Origin of the sequence: Blastococcus atacamensis, assembly GCF_002938425.1 — a bacterium.
GTDB lineage: Bacteria > Actinomycetota > Actinomycetes > Mycobacteriales > Geodermatophilaceae > Blastococcus > Blastococcus atacamensis.
The window spans coordinates 1-17,156 of record NZ_POQU01000049.1; the positions used below are offsets into that span (position 1 = coordinate 1).

Below are 17,156 nucleotides of genomic sequence, written 5' to 3' on the forward strand. Positions count from 1 at the left end.
TTTCTAATGATCGTACACCCACCGATATGTCTACAGTACTCTTCGACGGCTGCGTCAGAATGTACTAAGAGACATCCTGCGCACCGCCGAGCAGGTGGTGGCCCGGGCCCGGAGGGCCAACCCGCGCGCCCGCGCTTGGGTGGGGACCGCCGACCGGATCCGCGAGCAGTCGCGTGCGCTGGACCGGGTCGCCGTCCTCGTCGACGACCTCACCACGCTGGTGGTCGAGTTCCAACCGCACCGCCGCGGGCTCGACCGGATCGACGGCGGCACCGGCTGGGTGCTCGCCGACGCGCTGGACTCCCTCGCCGGCGTCGTCTGCAACCCCTATCCCACGGCCGCGCAGGAGGGCGACCTCGACGACCGCGCCGCGGCCATCGAGACGGCAGAAGCGGCTCTGCAGCGCCTGACGACGCTGCTGCGGACCTCGGACGTCGCCGACGACGAGGGGTTCTTCGCCCTCGGCGCGGTGACCGTGGGAATGCACCGTGCACTGGACACGCTGCGGGACCCGGTCCGCACCCCGCACCTGGCCTGATCTGCACCATCGGGGTCATCCGGGTAGGTGATACGAGGTTTTCCGGGGACCTTGGGCGAGCACTCAGGCAGGTGACCCAACCCGCGCGGGCCTCCACTCGGCGGTCCTCGACCCGCCTCTGGTCGGCAGATGTGCTCGCACTGCCGGGGACCAGCCCGCACGCACACGATCGGAGGGGCGCCCGCCGGCGCCGCGCTCGCCTGTGACCATGACACCCACCGCACCTCCGGGGCCGGACGGCTCCGCGTCCAACGACGCCCGCACCGGCCCGGGCACCGACGAGCACCCGGCCATCGCCGCGCCGCCCGTCCGCGCCGACGAGAAGGCCGCGCTCGACCGCGTCGTCTTCGTCATCGCTGCGGTCGTCGCCGTCGCCTTCGTCGTCTGGGGCTTCATGTCCCCGAGCGGCCTGGGCTCAGCCAGCGGCACCGCGTTGACCTGGGTCGAGGAGAACCTCGGCTGGCTGTTCGTGACCCTCGCGTCGGCGTTCGTCGTCTTCGTCCTGTGGCTGGCGGCCAGCAAGTACGGCCGCATCCCGCTGGGCCGCGACGACGAGGCGCCCGAGTTCCGGACGGTCTCCTGGATCGCGATGATGTTCAGCGCCGGCATGGGCATCGGCCTGATGTTCTACGGCGTCGCCGAGCCCCTGACCCACTACGTCTCGCCGCCCCCGCGCACCGTCGACGCCGAGAGCCCCGAGGCGATCTCGACGGCGATGGCGACGACGCTGTTCCACTGGACGCTGCACCCGTGGGCGATCTACGCCGTCGTCGGTCTGGCCATCGCGTACGGCACCTTCCGCCGCGGCCGCAAGCAGCTGATCAGCGCCGCGTTCGAGCCGCTGTTCGGCAAGCGCCGCACCGAAGGGCCGGCGGGCAAGCTCATCGACGTCCTCGCGATCTTCGCCACGCTGTTCGGGTCCGCGGCGTCGCTGGGCCTGGGCGCGCTGCAGATCGGCAGCGGGCTGGAGATCCTGGGCTGGGCCGGCGACGTCGGCAACGGCCTGCTGGTCGCGATCATCGCGATCCTGACCGCGGCGTTCGTCGCCTCCGCGGTGTCCGGCATCTCCAAGGGCATCCAGTGGCTGTCCAACATCAACATGGTGCTGGCCGTCGTCCTGGCCCTCTTCGTGTTCGTGGTCGGCCCGACCGTGCTGATCCTCAACCTGATCCCCGGGGCGATCGGCAGCTACTTCTCCGACCTCGCCCAGATGGCCGCCCGCACCGAGGCCAGCGGCGGCGACGCCATGGCCGAGTGGCTGCGCGGCTGGACGGTCTTCTACTGGGCCTGGTGGGTGTCCTGGACGCCGTTCGTCGGCGTCTTCATCGCCCGCATCAGCCGCGGCCGCACGATCCGCCAGTTCGTCACCGGCGTCCTGCTGGTTCCCAGCGTGGTCACCCTGATGTGGTTCGCCGTCTTCGGCGGCGCCGGCATCGCGGCCCAGCGGGACGGCGTGGACGTCGCCGGTCAGGCGACGTCGGAGGGGCAGCTGTTCGGCGTGCTGGAGCAGTTCCCGCTGGCCACCGTCATGACGGTCCTGGTGATGGTCCTGGTCGCGATCTTCTTCGTCTCCGGCGCCGACGCCGCCTCGATCGTCATGGGCTCGCTCTCGGAGCGTGGAACCCTGTCGCCCAGCCGTCCGACGGTGATCTTCTGGGGCGTCGTCATGGGTGCCGTCGCCGCGGTGATGCTGCTGGTCGGCGGGGACGAGGCGCTGTCGGGGCTGCAGAACCTGACGATCATCGCCGCGCTGCCCTTCGCGCTGGTCATGGTCGGGCTGGCGGTCGCGCTGGCCAAGGACGTCCGGTCCGACCCGATGGTCCTGCGCCGCACGTTCGCCACCGAGGCGGTCGAGCAGGCGGTCGTGGAGGGCATCTCGAAGCACGGTGAGGACTTCGTCCTGGTGGTGGAGGCCGGCGGCGAGTCCGATGAGCACCCGCCCACCCGGGTGCGGACCGAGCCGGACGGCACGCCGCAGTCCGGCCGGTAGCGAGCGACCGACAGCCCCCATGACCTGGTCATGGGGGCCGTCGTCGTCTCAGCGTCGTCGTCTCAGCACGTCCGGCAACAGCGCCGGGGCCCGTCGCGATCCGCCGATGGCGGGTGTCCGGCGGCTTGCGCCGGTGACGAGTCGACGTGGAACCGCCGCAGGCTGTTGGAGCGGCCGGCGAAGGAGGTGCCCGCCTGCGCGGCGGCGGCCAGCGCCGTGGCGAGGTCCGGGCACGACCCCCTCGCGCGGGTCTCCGCGACGGTGAACGTGACTGTCGCCGCGTCGCCGCGTCGCCGCCGGCCGGCCCCGTGACCCACCGGGCGGCGCGCCGGGAATCGGCACGACGACGCCCCCGGTCCCGCCTCGCGGGGCCGGGGGCGTCGGAGCGGGATGATCAGCGCCGGCGGCCGCAGGCGTTCAGGTCCACCCGCAACCGCTGGCCGCGGTCGACGACGACCGGCACGCTCTGCCGCACCTGGCCGGCGACCTCGCACGTCAGCGTCCAGTTCTCCACCAGACCCGGCACCGTCGAGCTCTCCGCCTCGAACAGGGAAGCAGTCAGCGTCCAGGTCGGTGCCACCGAGGCGAAGTTGATCGCCCGCAGCACGTACGTGCCCTGCGCCGGGTCCTGGAGCAGCACCCGCTCCTTCTCGCCGACGAAGTTGCCGGAGCTGCCGACCTGGGTGAGGGAGCCGTCGGTGTTCTTCCGGTAGACCTCCAGGTCCATGTCGTCCGGGGTGGGCCAGTCCAGCACCACCTCGAACAGATCGGCATCCCGGTCGACGGTGAACTCGTGGTCGGTGGACTGCAGCGGCAGCGTGGTCCCGGTCCAGGACTGCTGCTGGACCGGCTCTGCGGACACGGTCTCGACCTGGCGGTCCTTGACCGCCGGGCGGGTCGAGGGGTTCACGTGCCAGGTGTAGCGGCCGTCGGGCCCGACGGTCATGGCCGTGTCGAGGGTGTCGGTGATCGAGCCCTCCCAGGTGGGGGTCGCGACGGTCTTCCTCAGCCGCAGGGTCGAGCCGGCAGGCGCCTTGCCGGTCAGGACCGAGTGCGTCTCCGGGTCGACGGCGTTCTGCAGGGCCAGGAGGTAGGCCTCGCGGTTGCCCTTCCCGGCGTGCTCCCCGGCGCCGAGGTATTCGTCGATGACCTCGGGGAACGGCGGGTGGAACTCGTCGGGGCCGATCTCGAAGGTGTAGCCGAACCCGCCGGTGGCGTTGTACGACCAGTCCTCGGTGGAGCCCGTGGTGTCGTAGAGCTCCCACGCGTGCTGGCTGGTGTACCCGTTCTGCTCGGCCATGGCATCGCCGAGCTGCTCGAGGGCGGCCTCGTCGTAGGGGTCGCCGAGCGGGATGCCCTCGCTGGGTGCGACCTGGTCCGGTGCGACGCCGTTGGGCCGCAGCACCAGGTTCGAGAACGTGTGGTTGGTGATCAGCGTCGTCACGTGCCGGCCGCTGATCAGCTCGCGGATGTTCTGCGTCTCGGGCTCGGAGAACGCCGCGGCCCCCCGGTAGGTGGGGTCGGCGAACAGGTCCGAGGCCCCGGGCCCGCCCCAGTACCCGCCGTAGTTGCGGTTCAGGTCGATGCCGGTGCCGTAGCCGCCGGGGCTGGTGAGACTGCCGGCGCGGCAGGTGCCGTCCGGCGTGTCCTGCCCGTCGACCAGACGGCAGTTCTTGCGCTTGTAGGCGTTCCCGGGGGTGCCGAGGATCGTGGCGGTGCCGCCCTGGTCGGCCGCGCGCAGGTCGACCAGCCCGCCGTCGGTGCGGGACAGCTCGAACCCGTCGACGTTCACCACCGGGACGACGACGACGCGCGAGCGGTTCACCAGGTCGGTGATCCGGGGGTCGCTGCCGTAGTTCTCCACCAGGTCGACGGCGAACTCCATCGCGTGCTCACCGGAGGGCCATTCGCGCGCGTGGTGCACCCCGAGCATCAGGAAGGTCGGCAGGCCGCGGTCCGGTCCCCGCACGTCGCCGCCGATCTCGACGCCGTAGATCTGCCGGCCGTCGAGCGAGGCGTGGGGAAGAGCGAACCGCTTCACCAGGCCCGGGTGATCGCGCTCGAGCGCGGCCATGTCGGCGTTGTAGTCCGTCAGCGTGCGATAGGCGTCCCGGCCCGACGGCAGCGGCGAGGTGGTGGTGGCGCTCGCGTAGGCGGCGTCGATCCGGTTGTTCTCCGCCTGGCGGGCGAGCAGGTCGGGGATGCGGACGTCGAAACCGAGTCCCGCGGTCGTCAGTGCGACGACGTCGGCCGGGCTGTGGAGGACCACCTCGACGTAGTCGTGGCCGGCGTGCTCGGTGAGGTCCAGACCCAGGGTCTGCAGCAGGGCCTTGTCGGCGCGGGTGGGGGTGTCCACCGTGACCAGCTGCGGCCGGAACTCCCCCTCGGCCTGGGCCGTCGAGGTCGTGGGGCCGGCCGTGGTGATGCCGAGGAGCACGGCGGTGGAGGCCGCGCACACGGCGGCCCGTCGGCGGAAGGAACGAGGCAGCATGCGTGTCTCCGGTCCTGGCGGGGGTGGTGGTGTGCTGCCCCAACGAGCGGATCGCCCCGAGGTCACGTCCGGCCTCGTGTCCAGATTGCGGCCCTCCGGGCGACGGGTATCACAGCTGAACCCGTTCAAGTCACCCGGTCATGACGCCGATGTCCTGCATGGCCATCCGTGCAGCCCGCGCCGCGCCGCTCAGCGACGAGCGTTCCGATTCCGGCGTGCGGCCCTCCCGCCGGTGGCCTCGCCATCGCAGCTCCTCGTCGAACGGAACTCCGCTCCACCATGTCCGCCGCACTCGGCGTCGTCGCGTCCACCGTCAGCATCGCCCTCGTCTGGCCGCAGCTCTGGCTCTCCTGCCGGCACCGCCGCACCGTCGGGATGTCGCCGACGGGGACCTGGCTCGCCGTTGCCCTCAACGTCTGCTGGCTCGTCTTCGGAATCCTGACCGGTGACCTCGCGCAGATCGTGACCAACGCCGTCGTCGGCGCCGCGAACACCGCGCTCCTGGGGGCCCTCCTGCTCACCCAGCCGGCTCTGCGTGCACGGGCGGCGCTGCTGCGCACGGCCTCGGGGGCGGTGTGCCTGATGGCCTTCGCCGCGGGCAGCGCAGCCGTCGTGGTCGTCCTCGGCGCCGACCCCGCCGTGCTCGCAGGCCCGCTCGGTGCCACCGCCTCGCTGGTGGGCGCGGCGGCCTGCCTGCCCCAGCCGCTGAGCCTGCTGCGTGACCGCACGCAGGACGTCTCGGGTCTCTCGCCGTCGCGCTGGGTGCTGGGCGCGGGGTCCTCCGCCGCGTGGACGGCCTACGGGCTCGCCCTCGGCCAGCCGGCCGTCTGGCTGTCGGCCGCCGTGGGGCTCGTGTGCGCGCTCGTCGTCTGCGGGGTCGTCCTCGGCCCGCGGGTGCCCGGAGCCCCGGTGCTCGCGCTCGGGTCCCGGCCTCCCCGCGCCGCCGATCCTCGGCCGGTGCTCGCCGCCGCCTGAGGCGGCCCGTCGGCGAGGCCGATCCACAGGGATTCGACTGAGCCGGCACAGGCTGGTCACAGGTCCGGGCTCCACGCTCCTCCCGACGGCCGGAGAACGTCCCGGCCCCGAGATGAGGAGCGCACGTGCGCAGAAAGCTGATCGTCGCCACCACCGCCGGAGTCCTCGGACTGACCGGCCTGGCCGTCGCGATGCCGGCGCTGGCCGCCGACGACGCGGGCACCAGCGCCGAGTCCGCCGTCGAGCGGATCACCGACGCGCTCTCCGGCCTGGTCGACGACGGATCGATCACCCAGGAGCAGGCCGACGAGGTCGCCACGACCCTGAGCGAGGCCGGCGCCGGCCGCGGCGGTCACGGCCGCTCCGGCGGAGGCGGCCCGGGCCTGGAGGCGGCGGCCACCGCGCTGGGGATGACCGAGGACGAGCTGCGCGCCGCTCTGGAGCCCGAGGGCACCACGCTCGCCGAGGTGGCCGGGACCGAGGGCGTGCCGGTCGACGACGTCGTCGCGGCGCTGGTCGAGGCGCAGCGGGAACGGGTCGCGCAGGCCATCGAGGACGGCCGGCTGACGCAGGAGGAGGCCGACGAGCGACTGGCCGACGTGGAGGAGCGGGTGACCGAGCGGGTGAACAGCGAGGCGCCGGCGCGCGACGGGAGCCACGGGCCGCACGCGAACCGCAGCGGGCAGGGCGACTGACCGACGCCGACGCCGGCGCCGTCGCCCGGGAGCGGGGACGGCGCCGGCGCACTCGTGGCGACGGTGGAAGTCCGGCGTCGTAGCCTCCGCACATGCCGCCGCAGATCCTCGAGGTCCGTTCCGCGCACGACGTCCCGGTGACCGTCTACCGGTGGGAGCCGGCCGGCCCGCCGCGCGGCATCATCCAGTTGGCCCACGGGATGGGGGAGCACCTGCTGCGCTACGAGCCGCTGGCGGCGAACCTGACCGACGCCGGCTTCGTCGTCGTCGGGCAGGACCACCGCGGGCACGGCGCCACCGCGCAGGACGGGCACTGGGGCGAGCTCGGGCCCGGCGGCTGGGACGAGCTGGTGCGTGATCTCGGCCGGGTCGGCGAGCGGGCGCGCGCGGACCACCCCGGCGTGCCCCTGGTGCTGCTCGGCCACAGCATGGGGTCCTTCGCCGCCCAGCAGTACGTCCTCGACTCCAGTGCGGAGCTCGCCGGGCTGGTGCTCAGCGGCACCACGACGCTGGACCTGCTGGAGCCCGCGCTCGACCTCGACGGGCCGACCGACCTCTCGGCGTTCAACGCGCCGTTCGCGCCGGCCCGCACCGACTACGACTGGCTCTCGCGCGACGAGGCCCAGGTCGACGCCTACGTAGCCGACCCGCGCTGCGGCTTCGGGCTGTCGGCGCCGGACAACAAGCAGATGTTCGTCTCCGCCCGCCGGATGGCCGACCCCGAGCAGCTGCGGCAGGTCCGCACCGACCTGCCCGTGTACGTCGTCGTCGGGGACGCCGATCCGCTGAACGCCCAGCTGGCGCTGGTGCACGCACTGGTGCAGCGGCTGCGGGAGACCGGGCTGGAGGACGTCACCCTGCAGGCCTACGAGGGCGCCCGCCACGAGGTCTTCAACGAGACGAACCGGGCCGAGGTCGTCGCCGACCTGCTCGCCTGGCTGGACCGAGTCGTCCCCGCCCGCTGAGCCCTGGACAGCGCGACCCGCGTCCGCGACGCTCCAGCCGTGAGCGAGAGCCCGTACGCGATCCCGGCCGAGGACCTGTTCATCCCCGTGGCCGCTGCCGACCAGGTGGAGTCCGTGGCCGAGCCGCGGCAGTCGGTCGCGACGTGGTCCGGTGATCCGCTGCGCTACGCGGACGGGATGGCCGGCGACGCCGACGGGGACTGAGCCCAGCCGGTCCGGGTCATCGCCGACCGCCGACGGAGGAACTCCTCGACCGGCACCCCGGTCACGCCCGCCAGCCGGATCGAGGTGACCCGCCCGGTCGCGTCCCGGATCACCGGCACCCGCTCGCCCGGGGCGCCGAACCCCGGTTGGGGAGCGACCCGGAGCGTGTCGGCGTCGAGCACCTGGAGCTCCTCGGTCCCGGGCAGCGGGTCCGGGGCCAGCGGCCGCACCAGGACCAGCCGCCCGCCCAGCTCGGCGACGTCCTCCATGCCCCAGAGCGAGGCGAACCGGCCGGTGAACGCCGACAGCGGCGGAGCTCCCGCCGGGGGCGCGGGGACCTCGGCCCGCGGGTCCAGCGCGACGTCGACCAGCTTCACCAGACCGACGGCGAGGTCGTGCGCCGGACCGTCGATGGCGTTGGTGAGCACGCTGACCACGAGCCCGCCCACCGGGTCGACCAGCGTCAGCGTGATGTGCCCCGGATACCCGCCGCTGTGCCCGACCAGCTCCCGCTCGCCCACGGTCATGAGCTGCAGCCCGACGCCGTAGCGGCCCACCTCGGCGCCGTAGGCGGTCACCACCGACTCCAGCCGCTGCATCAGCCGCTTCGAGTCGTCGGTCAGCAGCCGCTCGTCGCCCAGGACGTGTGCCGCTCCGTAGGCCGAGAGCTCCTCGGCGGTGGAGAAGAACCCGGTGGCCGGGGCGAGAGCGCGGGTGTCGACGTGCTCGATGACCTCGCGGGTGTCCTCGCCCAGCAGCAGGCCGGTGTGGCCGGCCGCGTACTCCCCGGCCCGGGCGGGGTCGTACTCGGCGCCGGTGCGGACCAGGCCCAGCGGCTCGAGGATCGCCGTCCGGCAGTGGTCGGCGAACGAGCTGCCGGTCACCGTCTCGATCGCCAGGCCGACCAGCGCGTAACCGAGGTTGGAGTACTTGAAGTGCTCGTTGCGCTGGTGCACGGCGCCGGCCCGGACGACGGCGGCCACGACCTGGGCGCGGTCGGGGAACGGCGTGCCGAGCTGCCAGAAGTCGGCCTGCTCGCCGTCCCGGACCACGCCCGCCTGGTGGCCGAGCAGCTCGCGGACGGTCACGGCCGCGACCGGTGAACCGACGAGTTCGGGCACGTGCAGGGCGATCGGGTCGTCCAGCCGCATCCGGCCGGCCTCGACCAGCTGCAGGACGGCGGTGGCGGTGAACGTCTTCGAGTGCGAGGCGATGCGGAACAGGTGGGTGGTCGTGAGCGGTGTGCCGGACCCGGCGTCGGCGACCCCGATCGCGGCCGACAGCACCAGCTCCCCGCCGGAGCGGATGGCCACCTGGACACCCGGCACGCGGCGGTGGGCGGCCTGCGCCTCCACCCACGAGCGCAGGTATCCGGCGGCCGCGCGGGCGGTGGCCGTCTGCGCGGCGAGCCGGTCGGGAGAGCCGGTCACCATCCCCGGGGCAGCGACTTCTGGTTCTCGCGCCGGGCCCAGCCGAGCACCGCGGTGCCGACGAAGAACAGCGCCCCGATCACGGCGAGCCAGAACAACCCCTTGATCACCGCACCGACCACGGTGACGACGAGCCAGACCGCCAGCAGGACTGCGAGGAGGCGCAGCATCGGTTTCCTCCGGAGGGTGGGGTGGACGGCGACCACCCCACCCTAGGCCCGCGTGGCTAGCAGCCGACCCCGGTCAGGTCGTCGTCCCGCACCGCACCCTCGGCGGTGGTCACGGAGTAGCCGAAGTAGAAGCGACGACGAGCGCGACGGCGGCACCGGGGGCGAGTGCGGCACGGGGGAGCGGGCGGCGCATGCGGCTCTTCGACGACACGGTGGGCTGTGCCGTGTCCCAACGAGCCGAACCGGATCCGGTTACCCCTCGACACAGGTACTGCGGGAGGGGGCGGGGCAGACGAGGATCAGTGCATGCCCTACTCCGCAGCCGACGGCCGCTACGACTCCATGACCTACCGCCGCACCGGTCGCAGCGGACTGGACCTCCCGGTGATCAGCCTCGGGCTGTGGCACAACTTCGGCGACGACGTCCCGTTCGACCGGCAGCGGGCCATCCTGCGGCGGGCCTTCGACCTGGGCATCACGCACTTCGACCTGGCCAACAACTACGGCCCGCCCTACGGCTCGGCGGAGACCAACTTCGGCCGGCACCTCGACGACGACTTCCGGCCCTACCGTGACGAACTGGTCATCAGCACCAAGGCCGGCTACGACATGTGGCCGGGCCCCTACGGTCAGGGCGGCGGCTCGCGGAAGTACCTGCTGTCGAGCCTGGACCAGTCGCTGGCGCGCATGCGTCTCGAGTACGTGGACATCTTCTACTCGCACCGGCCCGACCCCACGACGCCGCTCGAGGAGACGATGGGGGCGCTGGACACCGCCGTCCGCTCCGGGAAGGCGCTCTACGCGGGCATCTCCTCCTACTCCCCGGAGGACACCGCGAAGGCAGCGGCGATCCTGGCCGATCTGGGCACGCCGCTGCTCATCCACCAGCCGTCGTACTCGATGCTCAACCGCTGGATCGAGACCGAGGGCCTGCTCGACACCCTCGCCGACGTCGGGGCGGGATGCATCGCCTTCTCCCCACTGGCACAGGGGATGCTCACCGACAAGTACCTGGGCGGCGTGCCCGAGGGGTCCCGCGCCAGCCAGGGCAAGTCGCTGTCGACCGACCTGCTGACCGACGAGGCGCTCGGCCACGTCCGCGCGCTGGACGAGATGGCGCGGGGTCGTGGGCAGAGCCTCGCCCAGATGGCGCTGGCGTGGGCGCTGCGCGACGAGCGGATGACGACCGTGCTGGTGGGGGCGAGCAGCGTCGGCCAGCTGGAGCAGAACGTGGGCGCACTGGCCGACCTGGAGTTCTCCGCCGACGAGCTGGCCGCGATCGACCAGCACGCCGTGGACGGTGGCATCGACCTCTGGGAGGCCCCCCGAACGGCGTGACCGCCGCGGCCCGGGGCGGGTGGCCCGGGGTGATCCGTGTCACGATCACGGTCGCAGCGCCGCCGCCCCGTCCTGCCGGACGAGAAAGTCCGGCAGTCCGCGTGACCGCCGGACGACGGGGGCGTTGGTGCACACCGGCGTGCCTCCCCGGTACGTCAGTCCTTCAGAGACGGGGGAGCAGCCGTGGCCGGCGACTCGGAGCAGCCGAACATCCTGCAGCGCCTCATCCAGTGGCGGGTGGGTGCAGCGATGGACCCGCAGCCGCCGAACGAGACGGTGATGAAGCTCCAGCAGCCGCTCGTCGACCTGCTGGAGAAGTACTACTTCCGGCTCGAGATCGAGGGCTGGGAGCGGGTGCCCGACCGCACATGCCTGGTCATCGGTGTGCACTCCGGCGGCGCGCTGACCATGGACGCCTGGACGCTGGTCCACGCCTGGCAGAAGCACTTCGAGGGCAGGCGGACCCTGCACGGCACCGCGCACGACGTGCTCATGGCGGCGCCGGGCCTGGGGGACTACTTCCGCGCGGTCGGCGTGATCGCCGCCAACCGGCAGAGCGTGGGCAAGGCCCTGGCGCAGGGTGAGGACGTCGTCGTCTGGCCCGGCGGGGAGGTGGACTCGATGCGCAGCTGGTGGAAGCGCGACATCGCCACGCTGGGCGGGCGCACCGGCTTCGTGAAGCAGGCCATCCGCTCCGGCGTCCCGATCCTGCCGGTGGCCACGGTCGGCGGCCACGACACGGTCTTCGTGCTCTCCGAGGGCAAGTGGCTGGCCAACGCCGTCGACAAGGTCACCGGGCTGAAGAAGACGTTGCGCGGCGCGAACCTGCCGGTCATCGCCGGCTTCCCGTTCCCGATCGCGGTGGAGATCCTGCCGGCGCACGTGCCGCTCCCGGCCAAGATCCGCACCGAGCTGCTCGATCCGATCGAGGTCGACACCGATCCCGAGCGCGCCGAGGACAAGGGCTACGTGCAGAAGATCTACGACGAGGTGGAGTCGGTCATCCAGGCGGGCATGGACCGGCTCGCGGCGAAGCGCACGCTTCCCGTGCTCGGCTGACGGAGGAGGGAGCAGTCATGGCGGCTCGGTACGAGTACAAGGTCGAGGAGATCCGCGAGGGGATGATCGGCGGCAAGATGTCCGGCGGGAAGCTGGAGAAGGTGCTCAACCAGCACGCCCGGGAGGGGTGGCAGCTGAAGGCCATCACGTCCGTCGAGGTGAAGGGGCGCATCGGGCCCGGCGGGGTCGAGGGCGTCCTCGTCGCCTTCGAGCGCCCGGTCGCGTGAGGCCGCAGGTCCTCGACGGCGAGCGGTGGGCGGCCGAGCACCCCGAGGGCATGCCGGTCGACCAGGCGTTCGCGCTGTTCGACGCCTTCCGGCCGGTCTCGGTGACGGAGATGATCGGCCGGTGGCGGGGGAGCGGGCTGCCCACCGGCTCGCCGCTGGACGGGCTGCTGGAGTCCTACGGTTGGTACGGCAAGGAGTTCCTCGACGCCGAGACCGTGCACCCGCTGCTGTTCAGCACCCGCTCCGGCCCGCGACCGGTCGACCCTGCGCTGATCCCGGTCAGCGTGCTGCGCGGCCGGCCCGGACTGGCGCACTCGCGGGCTGTGCGGGCCGCGTTCACCGCCGTCCGCCCGCTGCTGATCACCGCACGCCCGCGCGCCCGGCTCCGCGAGATCGAGCACCGCGGCGTGGTGACCGCGGCCATGGTCTACGACGCGCTGCCGATCATCGACGTCTTCCGGCGGGTGAGCGCCCGCACGGTGCTGGGTCTGATGGACCTCCGGGGGCTACCGGACCCGTTCTTCTTCGTCCTGCACCGCGACTGACGCCTCCGGCAGCAGCTCGGCCAGCAGTTCGCGCACCCGGCGTTCGATCTCGTCGCGGATCGGCCGCACCGCCTCGACGCCCTGGCCGGCCGGGTCGTCGAGCGGCCAGTCCAGGTAGCGCTTCCCGGGGAAGATCGGGCAGGCGTCGCCGCAGCCCATGGTGATGACGACGTCGGAGGACTCCACGGCGTCGGGAGTGAGCACCTTCGGCCGCTGGTCCGAGATGTCGATGCCCACCTCGGCCATCGCCCGCACGGCTGACGGGTTGACCTGGTCGCCGGGGACGGAACCGGCCGAGCGCACCTCGACGGCGTCGCCGGCGAGGGAACGCAGCCAGCCGGCGGCCATCTGGGACCGGCCGGCGTTGTGCACGCAGACGAACAGGACGGACGGGGTCATCGGGTGCTCCTCGGGATCGCGGGGACGGTCGGGTCGCCGGGAAACCAGCGGCGGGCGGCCCAGAGGGAGACGTAGACGAGCGCCACCAGCACCGGCACCTCGATCAGCGGACCGACGACGCCGGCGAGCGCCTGGCCGCTGGTGACGCCGAAGGTGCCGATGGCGACGGCGATCGCGAGCTCGAAGTTGTTGCCGGCCGCGGTGAACGCCAGGGTGGCGGTCTTCGCGTAGCCCAGCCGCAGCCGCATGCCGAGCAGGAACGAGCCGCCGAACATCAGCGCGAAGTAGGCCAGCAGGGGCAGCGCGATGCGGGCGACGTCCCAGGGCTGGGAGAGGATCGCGTCGCCCTGCAGCGCGAAGAGCATGACGATCGTGAACAGCAGCCCGTACAGCGCGACCGGGCCGATGCGGGGCAGGAAGCGCTCCTCGTACCAGGTGCGTCCCTTCCGCCGCTCACCCAGCGTGCGGGTCAGGAACCCGGCCACCAGCGGGATGCCGAGGAAGACCAGCACCGAGACGACGATGGCCCAGACGCTGAACTCCGCCGACGTCGTCGACAGGCCGAGCCAGCCGGGCAGGACCTGCAGGTAGAACCAGCCGAGGGCGGCGAAGGCCACGATCTGGAAGACCGAGTTGATGGCGACCAGCACCGCGGCGGCCTCCCGGTCACCGCAGGAGAGGTCGTTCCAGATCAGCACCATCGCGATGCAGCGCGCCAGGCCGACGATGATCAGGCCGGTCCGGTACTCGGGCAGGTCGGGCAGCAGCAGCCAGGCGAGGGCGAACATCAGCGCCGGGCCGAGCAGCCAGTTGAGCGCCAGCGAGGCTGCGAGCAGCTTCCGATCGCCGGTCACCCGGTCGAGCTCGGAGTACCGGACCTTCGCCAGCACGGGGTACATCATCAGCAGCAGCCCGATCGCGATGGGCAGGCTCACGTCGCCGACCTCGACGGCGCCCAGCGCGTCGTCCAGGCCGGGCACCCAGCGCCCCAGGGCCAGGCCCAGGGCCATGGCGGCGATGATCCAGACCGGCAGGAAGCGGTCGAGCGTGGACAGCTTCTGCAGCACCGGCGCGTCGGCCGGGACGTCGGTCCGCGCGGTCTCGCGGACGGCGTCGCTCATGCCGGCACCCGAGAGATGTCGAACAGGCTGGCGACGGCGGCCAGCGCGGAGGGCCTGACCGCGTAGTAGACCCACACGCCGCGCTTCTCCCGGTCGAGGAGGCCGGCCGAGTGCAGCACCTTGAGGTGGTGGCTGATCGTGGCCTGGGTCAGGTCGAAGGCGTCGTTGAGATCGCAGACGCAGGCCTCGCCGCTCCCGCCGGAGGCGATCAGGCTGACCAGGCGCAACCGCACCGGGTCGGCCAGCGCCTTCAGCAGGGGTGCGACCCGCTCGGCCTGGTCTGCCGACATCGCCGTGCCGGACAGCGGCGTGCAGCACGCCAGGACGGGGTCGCTCATGGTCGTCTCCTCGCATCGGACATCGGCGTCGATCATAGCGACACCCATCGTATTGACAAGCTTCGATGTCTGGTGTTCATTCTGCGTCCAGACATCGATGACCATCGATGTCATACCCCAGGAGGTCCTGATGTCCCGTGTCCAGCTCGCTCTCCGTGTCGCCGACCTCGAGGCGGCCGTGGAGTTCTACTCCCGCCTGTTCGGCACTCCGCCGGCCAAGCGCCGTCCCGGCTACGCCAACTTCGCCGTCGCCGAGCCGCCCCTGAAGCTGGTGCTGCTCGAGGGCGAGGCGGGGGAGCCCACCCGCATGGACCACCTCGGCGTCGAGGTCGCCTCGACGGAGGAGGTCACCGCTGCCACCTCGCGGCTGGCCGTTGCCGGCCTGGACACGCTGGAGGAGGCGGGCACGAGCTGCTGCTACGCCGTCCAGGACAAGGTCTGGGTCACCGGTCCCGGCGGCGAGCCGTGGGAGGTCTACACCGTCACCGGCGACGCCCGCCCCGACCTGGAGGGCGTGACGACGGCGGAGCCCGCGCCGGCCTGCTGCTGACCCGCGGGGCACCTGCCTGGCATGAGCTCGAGCCACACGAACTCGTGGTGATCAGCGCCTGATCGCCACGAGATCGTGTGATTCGGGGATGGTGGAGGGCGTGGACCCGGACGACGTCGCCGACGAGCTGTACGAGGTGCCGCCCGAGGACTTCGTCGCGGCGCGCACCGCCCGGCAGGACGAGGCGAAGGCCGCCGGCGACAAGGCGGTGGCCAAGGCGATCGGCGCGCTGCCCAAGCCGTCGACCGCGGCCTGGCTCTGCAACCTCCTCGTCCGCTCCCACCGCGAGGAGATCGAGGGCCTGGTGGAGCTCGGTGACCTGCTCCGCGACGCCCAGTCCACCCTGGCCGGTGACGAGCTCAAGGCGCTCAACCGGCAACGCTCCCAGCTCGTCGCCGCGCTCTCCCGGCAGGCGGCCGCCCTCGGCCGGCAGAGCGGACACGCCGTCAGCACCGCGGTGTCCGGTCAGGTTGAGGACACCCTGCGCGCGGCCATGGCCGATCCCGAGGCCGGTCGCGCGCTGCTGGCCGGCCGGCTCACCACCGCCATGTCCTACAGCGGCATGGGGGCGACCGGTGCACGGGCGGACCTCCGGCTGGTCCACCCGCCGAAGCCTGCGGCGGAGCGCGCGCCGGCGCCGAAGCCCCGCGACGGCAGCGCGGCCGAGCGTCGCCGGGCGGAGGAGGAGCGCCGTCGGCAGGAGGCGGAGGAGCGGCGGGCACGAGAGCTGGCCGAGGCCCGGCAGGCGCTGGAGGAGGCCGAGAGCGCCGCCGCGGAGGCCCGCGCCGCGGCCGAGGAGGAGCAGCGGGCGGCCGAGGCCGCCGACGACCGGCACGTCCGGACCCGCGCCCGCGTCGCCGAGCTGGCGGAGCAGCTGGCCGAGGCGGAGGAGCAGGCCGCCGAGGCCGACGCGGGGCTCAAGCGCGCCGAGCGCCGGCGCGGCACCGCCGAGCGCGAGGCGGCCGACGCCGCCGCGGTCCGCGACGCCGCGCGCGCCCGGGTGGCGGAACTGACCGAGGAGTAGTCAGCCCGTCGTCTTCCGCCCATCCAGCAACTCCCGCCGGATGTCGGCGTGGCCGGCGTGGCCGGCGTGGCCGGCGTGGCCGGCGTGCTGGGCGGTCTCGGCCACGATGTGCAGGAACACCCGGCGGGCCGAGCGGTGCGCCCCCGGCTCGAACCACGGGGAAGTTCACCGTGGTCTCCCCGCCAGCGCTGCGCGACCTGCTGGCGGAGTGCAGCGGGCGATACGCCCGAGCGGCTGCGGAGGACACCGCGCGCCCCTAGCGTGGGGCCATGACAGCGGAGCGTGCGCGGATCGCGATCGTCACCGGGTCGGAGTCGGGCATCGGACGGGCGACCGCGGTGGCCCTCGCCGAGCAGGGCTGCGACGTCGGCATCACCTGGTTCCAGGACCGCGAGGCGGGTGAGGCCACGGCCGAGGAGGTCCGGGCACTCGGGCGCCGGGCCGAGGTGTGGCAGCTGGACCTCACCCGGCTGCCGGACGCCGCGGACGTCGTCGACGAGCTCGCCGAGGCCCTGGGCGGCGTCGACGTCCTGGTCAACGTCGCGGGCACCGGGCACATGACCCCGCTGCTGGACCTGGACTTCGGCACCTGGCGCGAGGTGCTGGCCACCGACCTCGACGGCGCCTTCCTGTGCCTGCAGCGGGCCGCCCAGCGGATGGTGGCCGCCGGGAGAGGCGGCCGGATCGTCAACATCACCAGCGTGCACGAGCACGCCCCCCGGGTGGGGGCGGCCGGCTACTGCGCGGCCAAGGGTGGGTTGGGGCTGCTGACCAAGGTGGCGGCGCTCGAGCTCGCCGAGCACGGGATCACCGTCAACTCCGTCGCCCCGGGCGAGATCGCCACCGCGATGACCGGCCAGGAGGACGAGGACCCGACCGATGGCGGGCACGAGCGCCCAGGTGTGCCGCTGCGGCGGCCGGGGCACGCCCACGAGGTGGCCGCCGTCGTCGCCTTCCTCGCCTCTCCGGCCGCCGGCTACGTCACGGGAGCCTCGTGGGCCGTCGACGGCGGGATGCTGCAGATGGGTCCGATGGCCGGCTCCCATCTCGACAACGACGAGTGGCGCCGCGGCTGAGCCGCGGCGGCCATCCACTCA

At 72.9% G+C, this 17,156-nt stretch carries 19 protein-coding genes; 13 read left to right on the forward strand and 6 right to left on the reverse strand.

Going from position 1 to position 17,156, the window contains the following annotated elements; genetic code table 11:
* The first annotated feature begins 139 nt into the window (after nt 1-139).
* Nucleotides 140-538, forward strand: a complete 399-nt coding sequence (locus C5508_RS12405) for a hypothetical protein (RefSeq protein WP_104525261.1) — start codon at nt 140-142, stop codon at nt 536-538.
* Between the two features lie 208 nt (nt 539-746).
* Nucleotides 747-2,528 (forward strand): BCCT family transporter, encoded by a 1,782-nt coding sequence (locus C5508_RS12410; protein WP_104525282.1) that lies wholly within the window; start codon nt 747-749, stop codon nt 2,526-2,528.
* Nucleotides 2,529-2,922: 394 nt separating this feature from the next.
* On the opposite strand, the gene C5508_RS12415 is transcribed toward C5508_RS12410, so the two are convergent.
* A complete protein-coding gene (locus tag C5508_RS12415) occupies nt 2,923-5,019 on the reverse strand; it encodes a M14 family zinc carboxypeptidase (protein WP_104525262.1) in 2,097 nt (698 codons plus the stop codon).
* A gap of 279 nt (nt 5,020-5,298) precedes the next feature.
* On the opposite strand from C5508_RS12415, the gene C5508_RS12420 reads away from it, so the two are divergent.
* The 4 genes from C5508_RS12420 (at nt 5,299) to C5508_RS19570 (ending at nt 7,858) form a co-directional block, all read left to right on the forward strand.
* Nucleotides 5,299-5,994: a SemiSWEET transporter gene (locus C5508_RS12420; RefSeq protein WP_104525263.1), complete on the forward strand. Its 696-nt coding sequence runs from the start codon at nt 5,299-5,301 to the stop codon at nt 5,992-5,994.
* A 125-nt stretch (nt 5,995-6,119) separates the two neighbouring features.
* On the forward strand, nt 6,120-6,689 hold the full coding sequence (locus C5508_RS12425; protein ID WP_104525264.1) for a hypothetical protein: 570 nt from the start codon (nt 6,120-6,122) through the stop codon (nt 6,687-6,689).
* A 92-nt stretch (nt 6,690-6,781) separates the two neighbouring features.
* Complete coding sequence (locus C5508_RS12430) at nt 6,782-7,654, forward strand: alpha/beta fold hydrolase (protein WP_104525265.1); 873 nt, start codon at nt 6,782-6,784, stop codon at nt 7,652-7,654.
* A 39-nt stretch (nt 7,655-7,693) separates the two neighbouring features.
* Complete coding sequence (locus C5508_RS19570) at nt 7,694-7,858, forward strand: hypothetical protein (RefSeq protein WP_157944083.1); 165 nt, start codon at nt 7,694-7,696, stop codon at nt 7,856-7,858.
* Here the strand turns inward: C5508_RS19570 and C5508_RS12435 are convergent.
* On the reverse strand, nt 7,819-9,288 hold the full coding sequence (locus C5508_RS12435; protein ID WP_232797096.1) for a serine hydrolase domain-containing protein: 1,470 nt from the start codon (nt 9,286-9,288) through the stop codon (nt 7,819-7,821). The genes C5508_RS19570 and C5508_RS12435 overlap by 40 nt on opposite strands.
* On the reverse strand, nt 9,285-9,458 hold the full coding sequence (locus C5508_RS19955) for a hypothetical protein (RefSeq protein ID WP_198598049.1): 174 nt from the start codon (nt 9,456-9,458) through the stop codon (nt 9,285-9,287). The genes C5508_RS12435 and C5508_RS19955 overlap by 4 nt, the downstream gene beginning before the upstream one ends.
* Nucleotides 9,459-9,764: 306 nt before the next feature.
* Between C5508_RS19955 and mgrA the strand changes: the two genes are divergently transcribed.
* The 4 genes from mgrA to C5508_RS12455 all read left to right on the forward strand — a co-directional run bounded on the left by mgrA (nt 9,765) and on the right by C5508_RS12455 (nt 12,627).
* Complete coding sequence (mgrA, locus tag C5508_RS12440) at nt 9,765-10,796, forward strand: L-glyceraldehyde 3-phosphate reductase (protein ID WP_104525267.1); 1,032 nt, start codon at nt 9,765-9,767, stop codon at nt 10,794-10,796.
* A gap of 183 nt (nt 10,797-10,979) precedes the next feature.
* The gene (locus tag C5508_RS12445) at nt 10,980-11,855 is read left to right on the forward strand and encodes a lysophospholipid acyltransferase family protein (protein ID WP_198598050.1); all 876 of its coding nucleotides are present in this window, start codon (nt 10,980-10,982) and stop codon (nt 11,853-11,855) included.
* A gap of 17 nt (nt 11,856-11,872) precedes the next feature.
* Entirely contained in the window at nt 11,873-12,082 is a 210-nt protein-coding gene (locus C5508_RS12450; RefSeq protein WP_104525268.1) for a DUF4177 domain-containing protein, read from the forward strand.
* Nucleotides 12,079-12,627 (forward strand): DUF4334 domain-containing protein, encoded by a 549-nt coding sequence (locus C5508_RS12455; RefSeq protein WP_232797097.1) that lies wholly within the window; start codon nt 12,079-12,081, stop codon nt 12,625-12,627. The genes C5508_RS12450 and C5508_RS12455 overlap by 4 nt, the downstream gene beginning before the upstream one ends.
* Here the strand turns inward: C5508_RS12455 and C5508_RS12460 are convergent.
* The 3 genes from C5508_RS12460 to C5508_RS12470 are packed head-to-tail and all read right to left on the reverse strand — an operon-like array spanning nt 12,589 to nt 14,485.
* Nucleotides 12,589-13,026, reverse strand: a complete 438-nt coding sequence (locus C5508_RS12460; RefSeq protein ID WP_104525269.1) for an arsenate reductase ArsC — start codon at nt 13,024-13,026, stop codon at nt 12,589-12,591. The two genes, C5508_RS12455 and C5508_RS12460, sit on opposite strands and share 39 nt — an antisense overlap.
* Complete coding sequence (arsB, locus tag C5508_RS12465; protein WP_104525270.1) at nt 13,023-14,147, reverse strand: ACR3 family arsenite efflux transporter; 1,125 nt, start codon at nt 14,145-14,147, stop codon at nt 13,023-13,025. The genes C5508_RS12460 and arsB overlap by 4 nt, the downstream gene beginning before the upstream one ends.
* Nucleotides 14,144-14,485 (reverse strand): ArsR/SmtB family transcription factor, encoded by a 342-nt coding sequence (locus tag C5508_RS12470; protein ID WP_104525271.1) that lies wholly within the window; start codon nt 14,483-14,485, stop codon nt 14,144-14,146. The genes arsB and C5508_RS12470 overlap by 4 nt, the downstream gene beginning before the upstream one ends.
* 130 nt (nt 14,486-14,615) lie before the next feature.
* On the opposite strand from C5508_RS12470, the gene C5508_RS12475 reads away from it, so the two are divergent.
* From C5508_RS12475 to C5508_RS12490, 3 genes are all read left to right on the forward strand, one after another.
* A complete protein-coding gene (locus tag C5508_RS12475) occupies nt 14,616-15,035 on the forward strand; it encodes an ArsI/CadI family heavy metal resistance metalloenzyme (protein ID WP_104525272.1) in 420 nt (139 codons plus the stop codon).
* Between the two features lie 100 nt (nt 15,036-15,135).
* Nucleotides 15,136-16,059 (forward strand): hypothetical protein, encoded by a 924-nt coding sequence (locus C5508_RS12480; RefSeq protein ID WP_104525285.1) that lies wholly within the window; start codon nt 15,136-15,138, stop codon nt 16,057-16,059.
* Nucleotides 16,060-16,328: 269 nt separating this feature from the next.
* Nucleotides 16,329-17,135 (forward strand): SDR family oxidoreductase, encoded by an 807-nt coding sequence (locus tag C5508_RS12490; RefSeq protein WP_104525274.1) that lies wholly within the window; start codon nt 16,329-16,331, stop codon nt 17,133-17,135.
* Nucleotides 17,136-17,156: the final 21 nt, after the last annotated feature.

What these genes read in the sequence shown, in the direction of transcription:
- C5508_RS12410 (WP_104525282.1), top strand. Translation starts at nt 747, where the DNA reads ATGACACCCACCGCACCTCCGGGGCCGGACGGCTCCGCGTCCAACGAC.
- C5508_RS12415 (WP_104525262.1), bottom strand. Translation starts at nt 5,019, where the DNA reads ATGCTGCCTCGTTCCTTCCGCCGACGGGCCGCCGTGTGCGCGGCCTCC.
- C5508_RS12420 (WP_104525263.1), top strand. Translation starts at nt 5,299, where the DNA reads ATGTCCGCCGCACTCGGCGTCGTCGCGTCCACCGTCAGCATCGCCCTC.
- C5508_RS12430 (WP_104525265.1), top strand. Translation starts at nt 6,782, where the DNA reads ATGCCGCCGCAGATCCTCGAGGTCCGTTCCGCGCACGACGTCCCGGTG.
- C5508_RS19955 (WP_198598049.1), bottom strand. Translation starts at nt 9,458, where the DNA reads ATGCTGCGCCTCCTCGCAGTCCTGCTGGCGGTCTGGCTCGTCGTCACC.
- mgrA (WP_104525267.1), top strand. Translation starts at nt 9,765, where the DNA reads ATGCCCTACTCCGCAGCCGACGGCCGCTACGACTCCATGACCTACCGC.
- C5508_RS12450 (WP_104525268.1), top strand. Translation starts at nt 11,873, where the DNA reads ATGGCGGCTCGGTACGAGTACAAGGTCGAGGAGATCCGCGAGGGGATG.
- C5508_RS12460 (WP_104525269.1), bottom strand. Translation starts at nt 13,026, where the DNA reads ATGACCCCGTCCGTCCTGTTCGTCTGCGTGCACAACGCCGGCCGGTCC.
- arsB (WP_104525270.1), bottom strand. Translation starts at nt 14,147, where the DNA reads ATGAGCGACGCCGTCCGCGAGACCGCGCGGACCGACGTCCCGGCCGAC.
- C5508_RS12470 (WP_104525271.1), bottom strand. Translation starts at nt 14,485, where the DNA reads ATGAGCGACCCCGTCCTGGCGTGCTGCACGCCGCTGTCCGGCACGGCG.
- C5508_RS12475 (WP_104525272.1), top strand. Translation starts at nt 14,616, where the DNA reads ATGTCCCGTGTCCAGCTCGCTCTCCGTGTCGCCGACCTCGAGGCGGCC.
- C5508_RS12490 (WP_104525274.1), top strand. Translation starts at nt 16,329, where the DNA reads ATGACAGCGGAGCGTGCGCGGATCGCGATCGTCACCGGGTCGGAGTCG.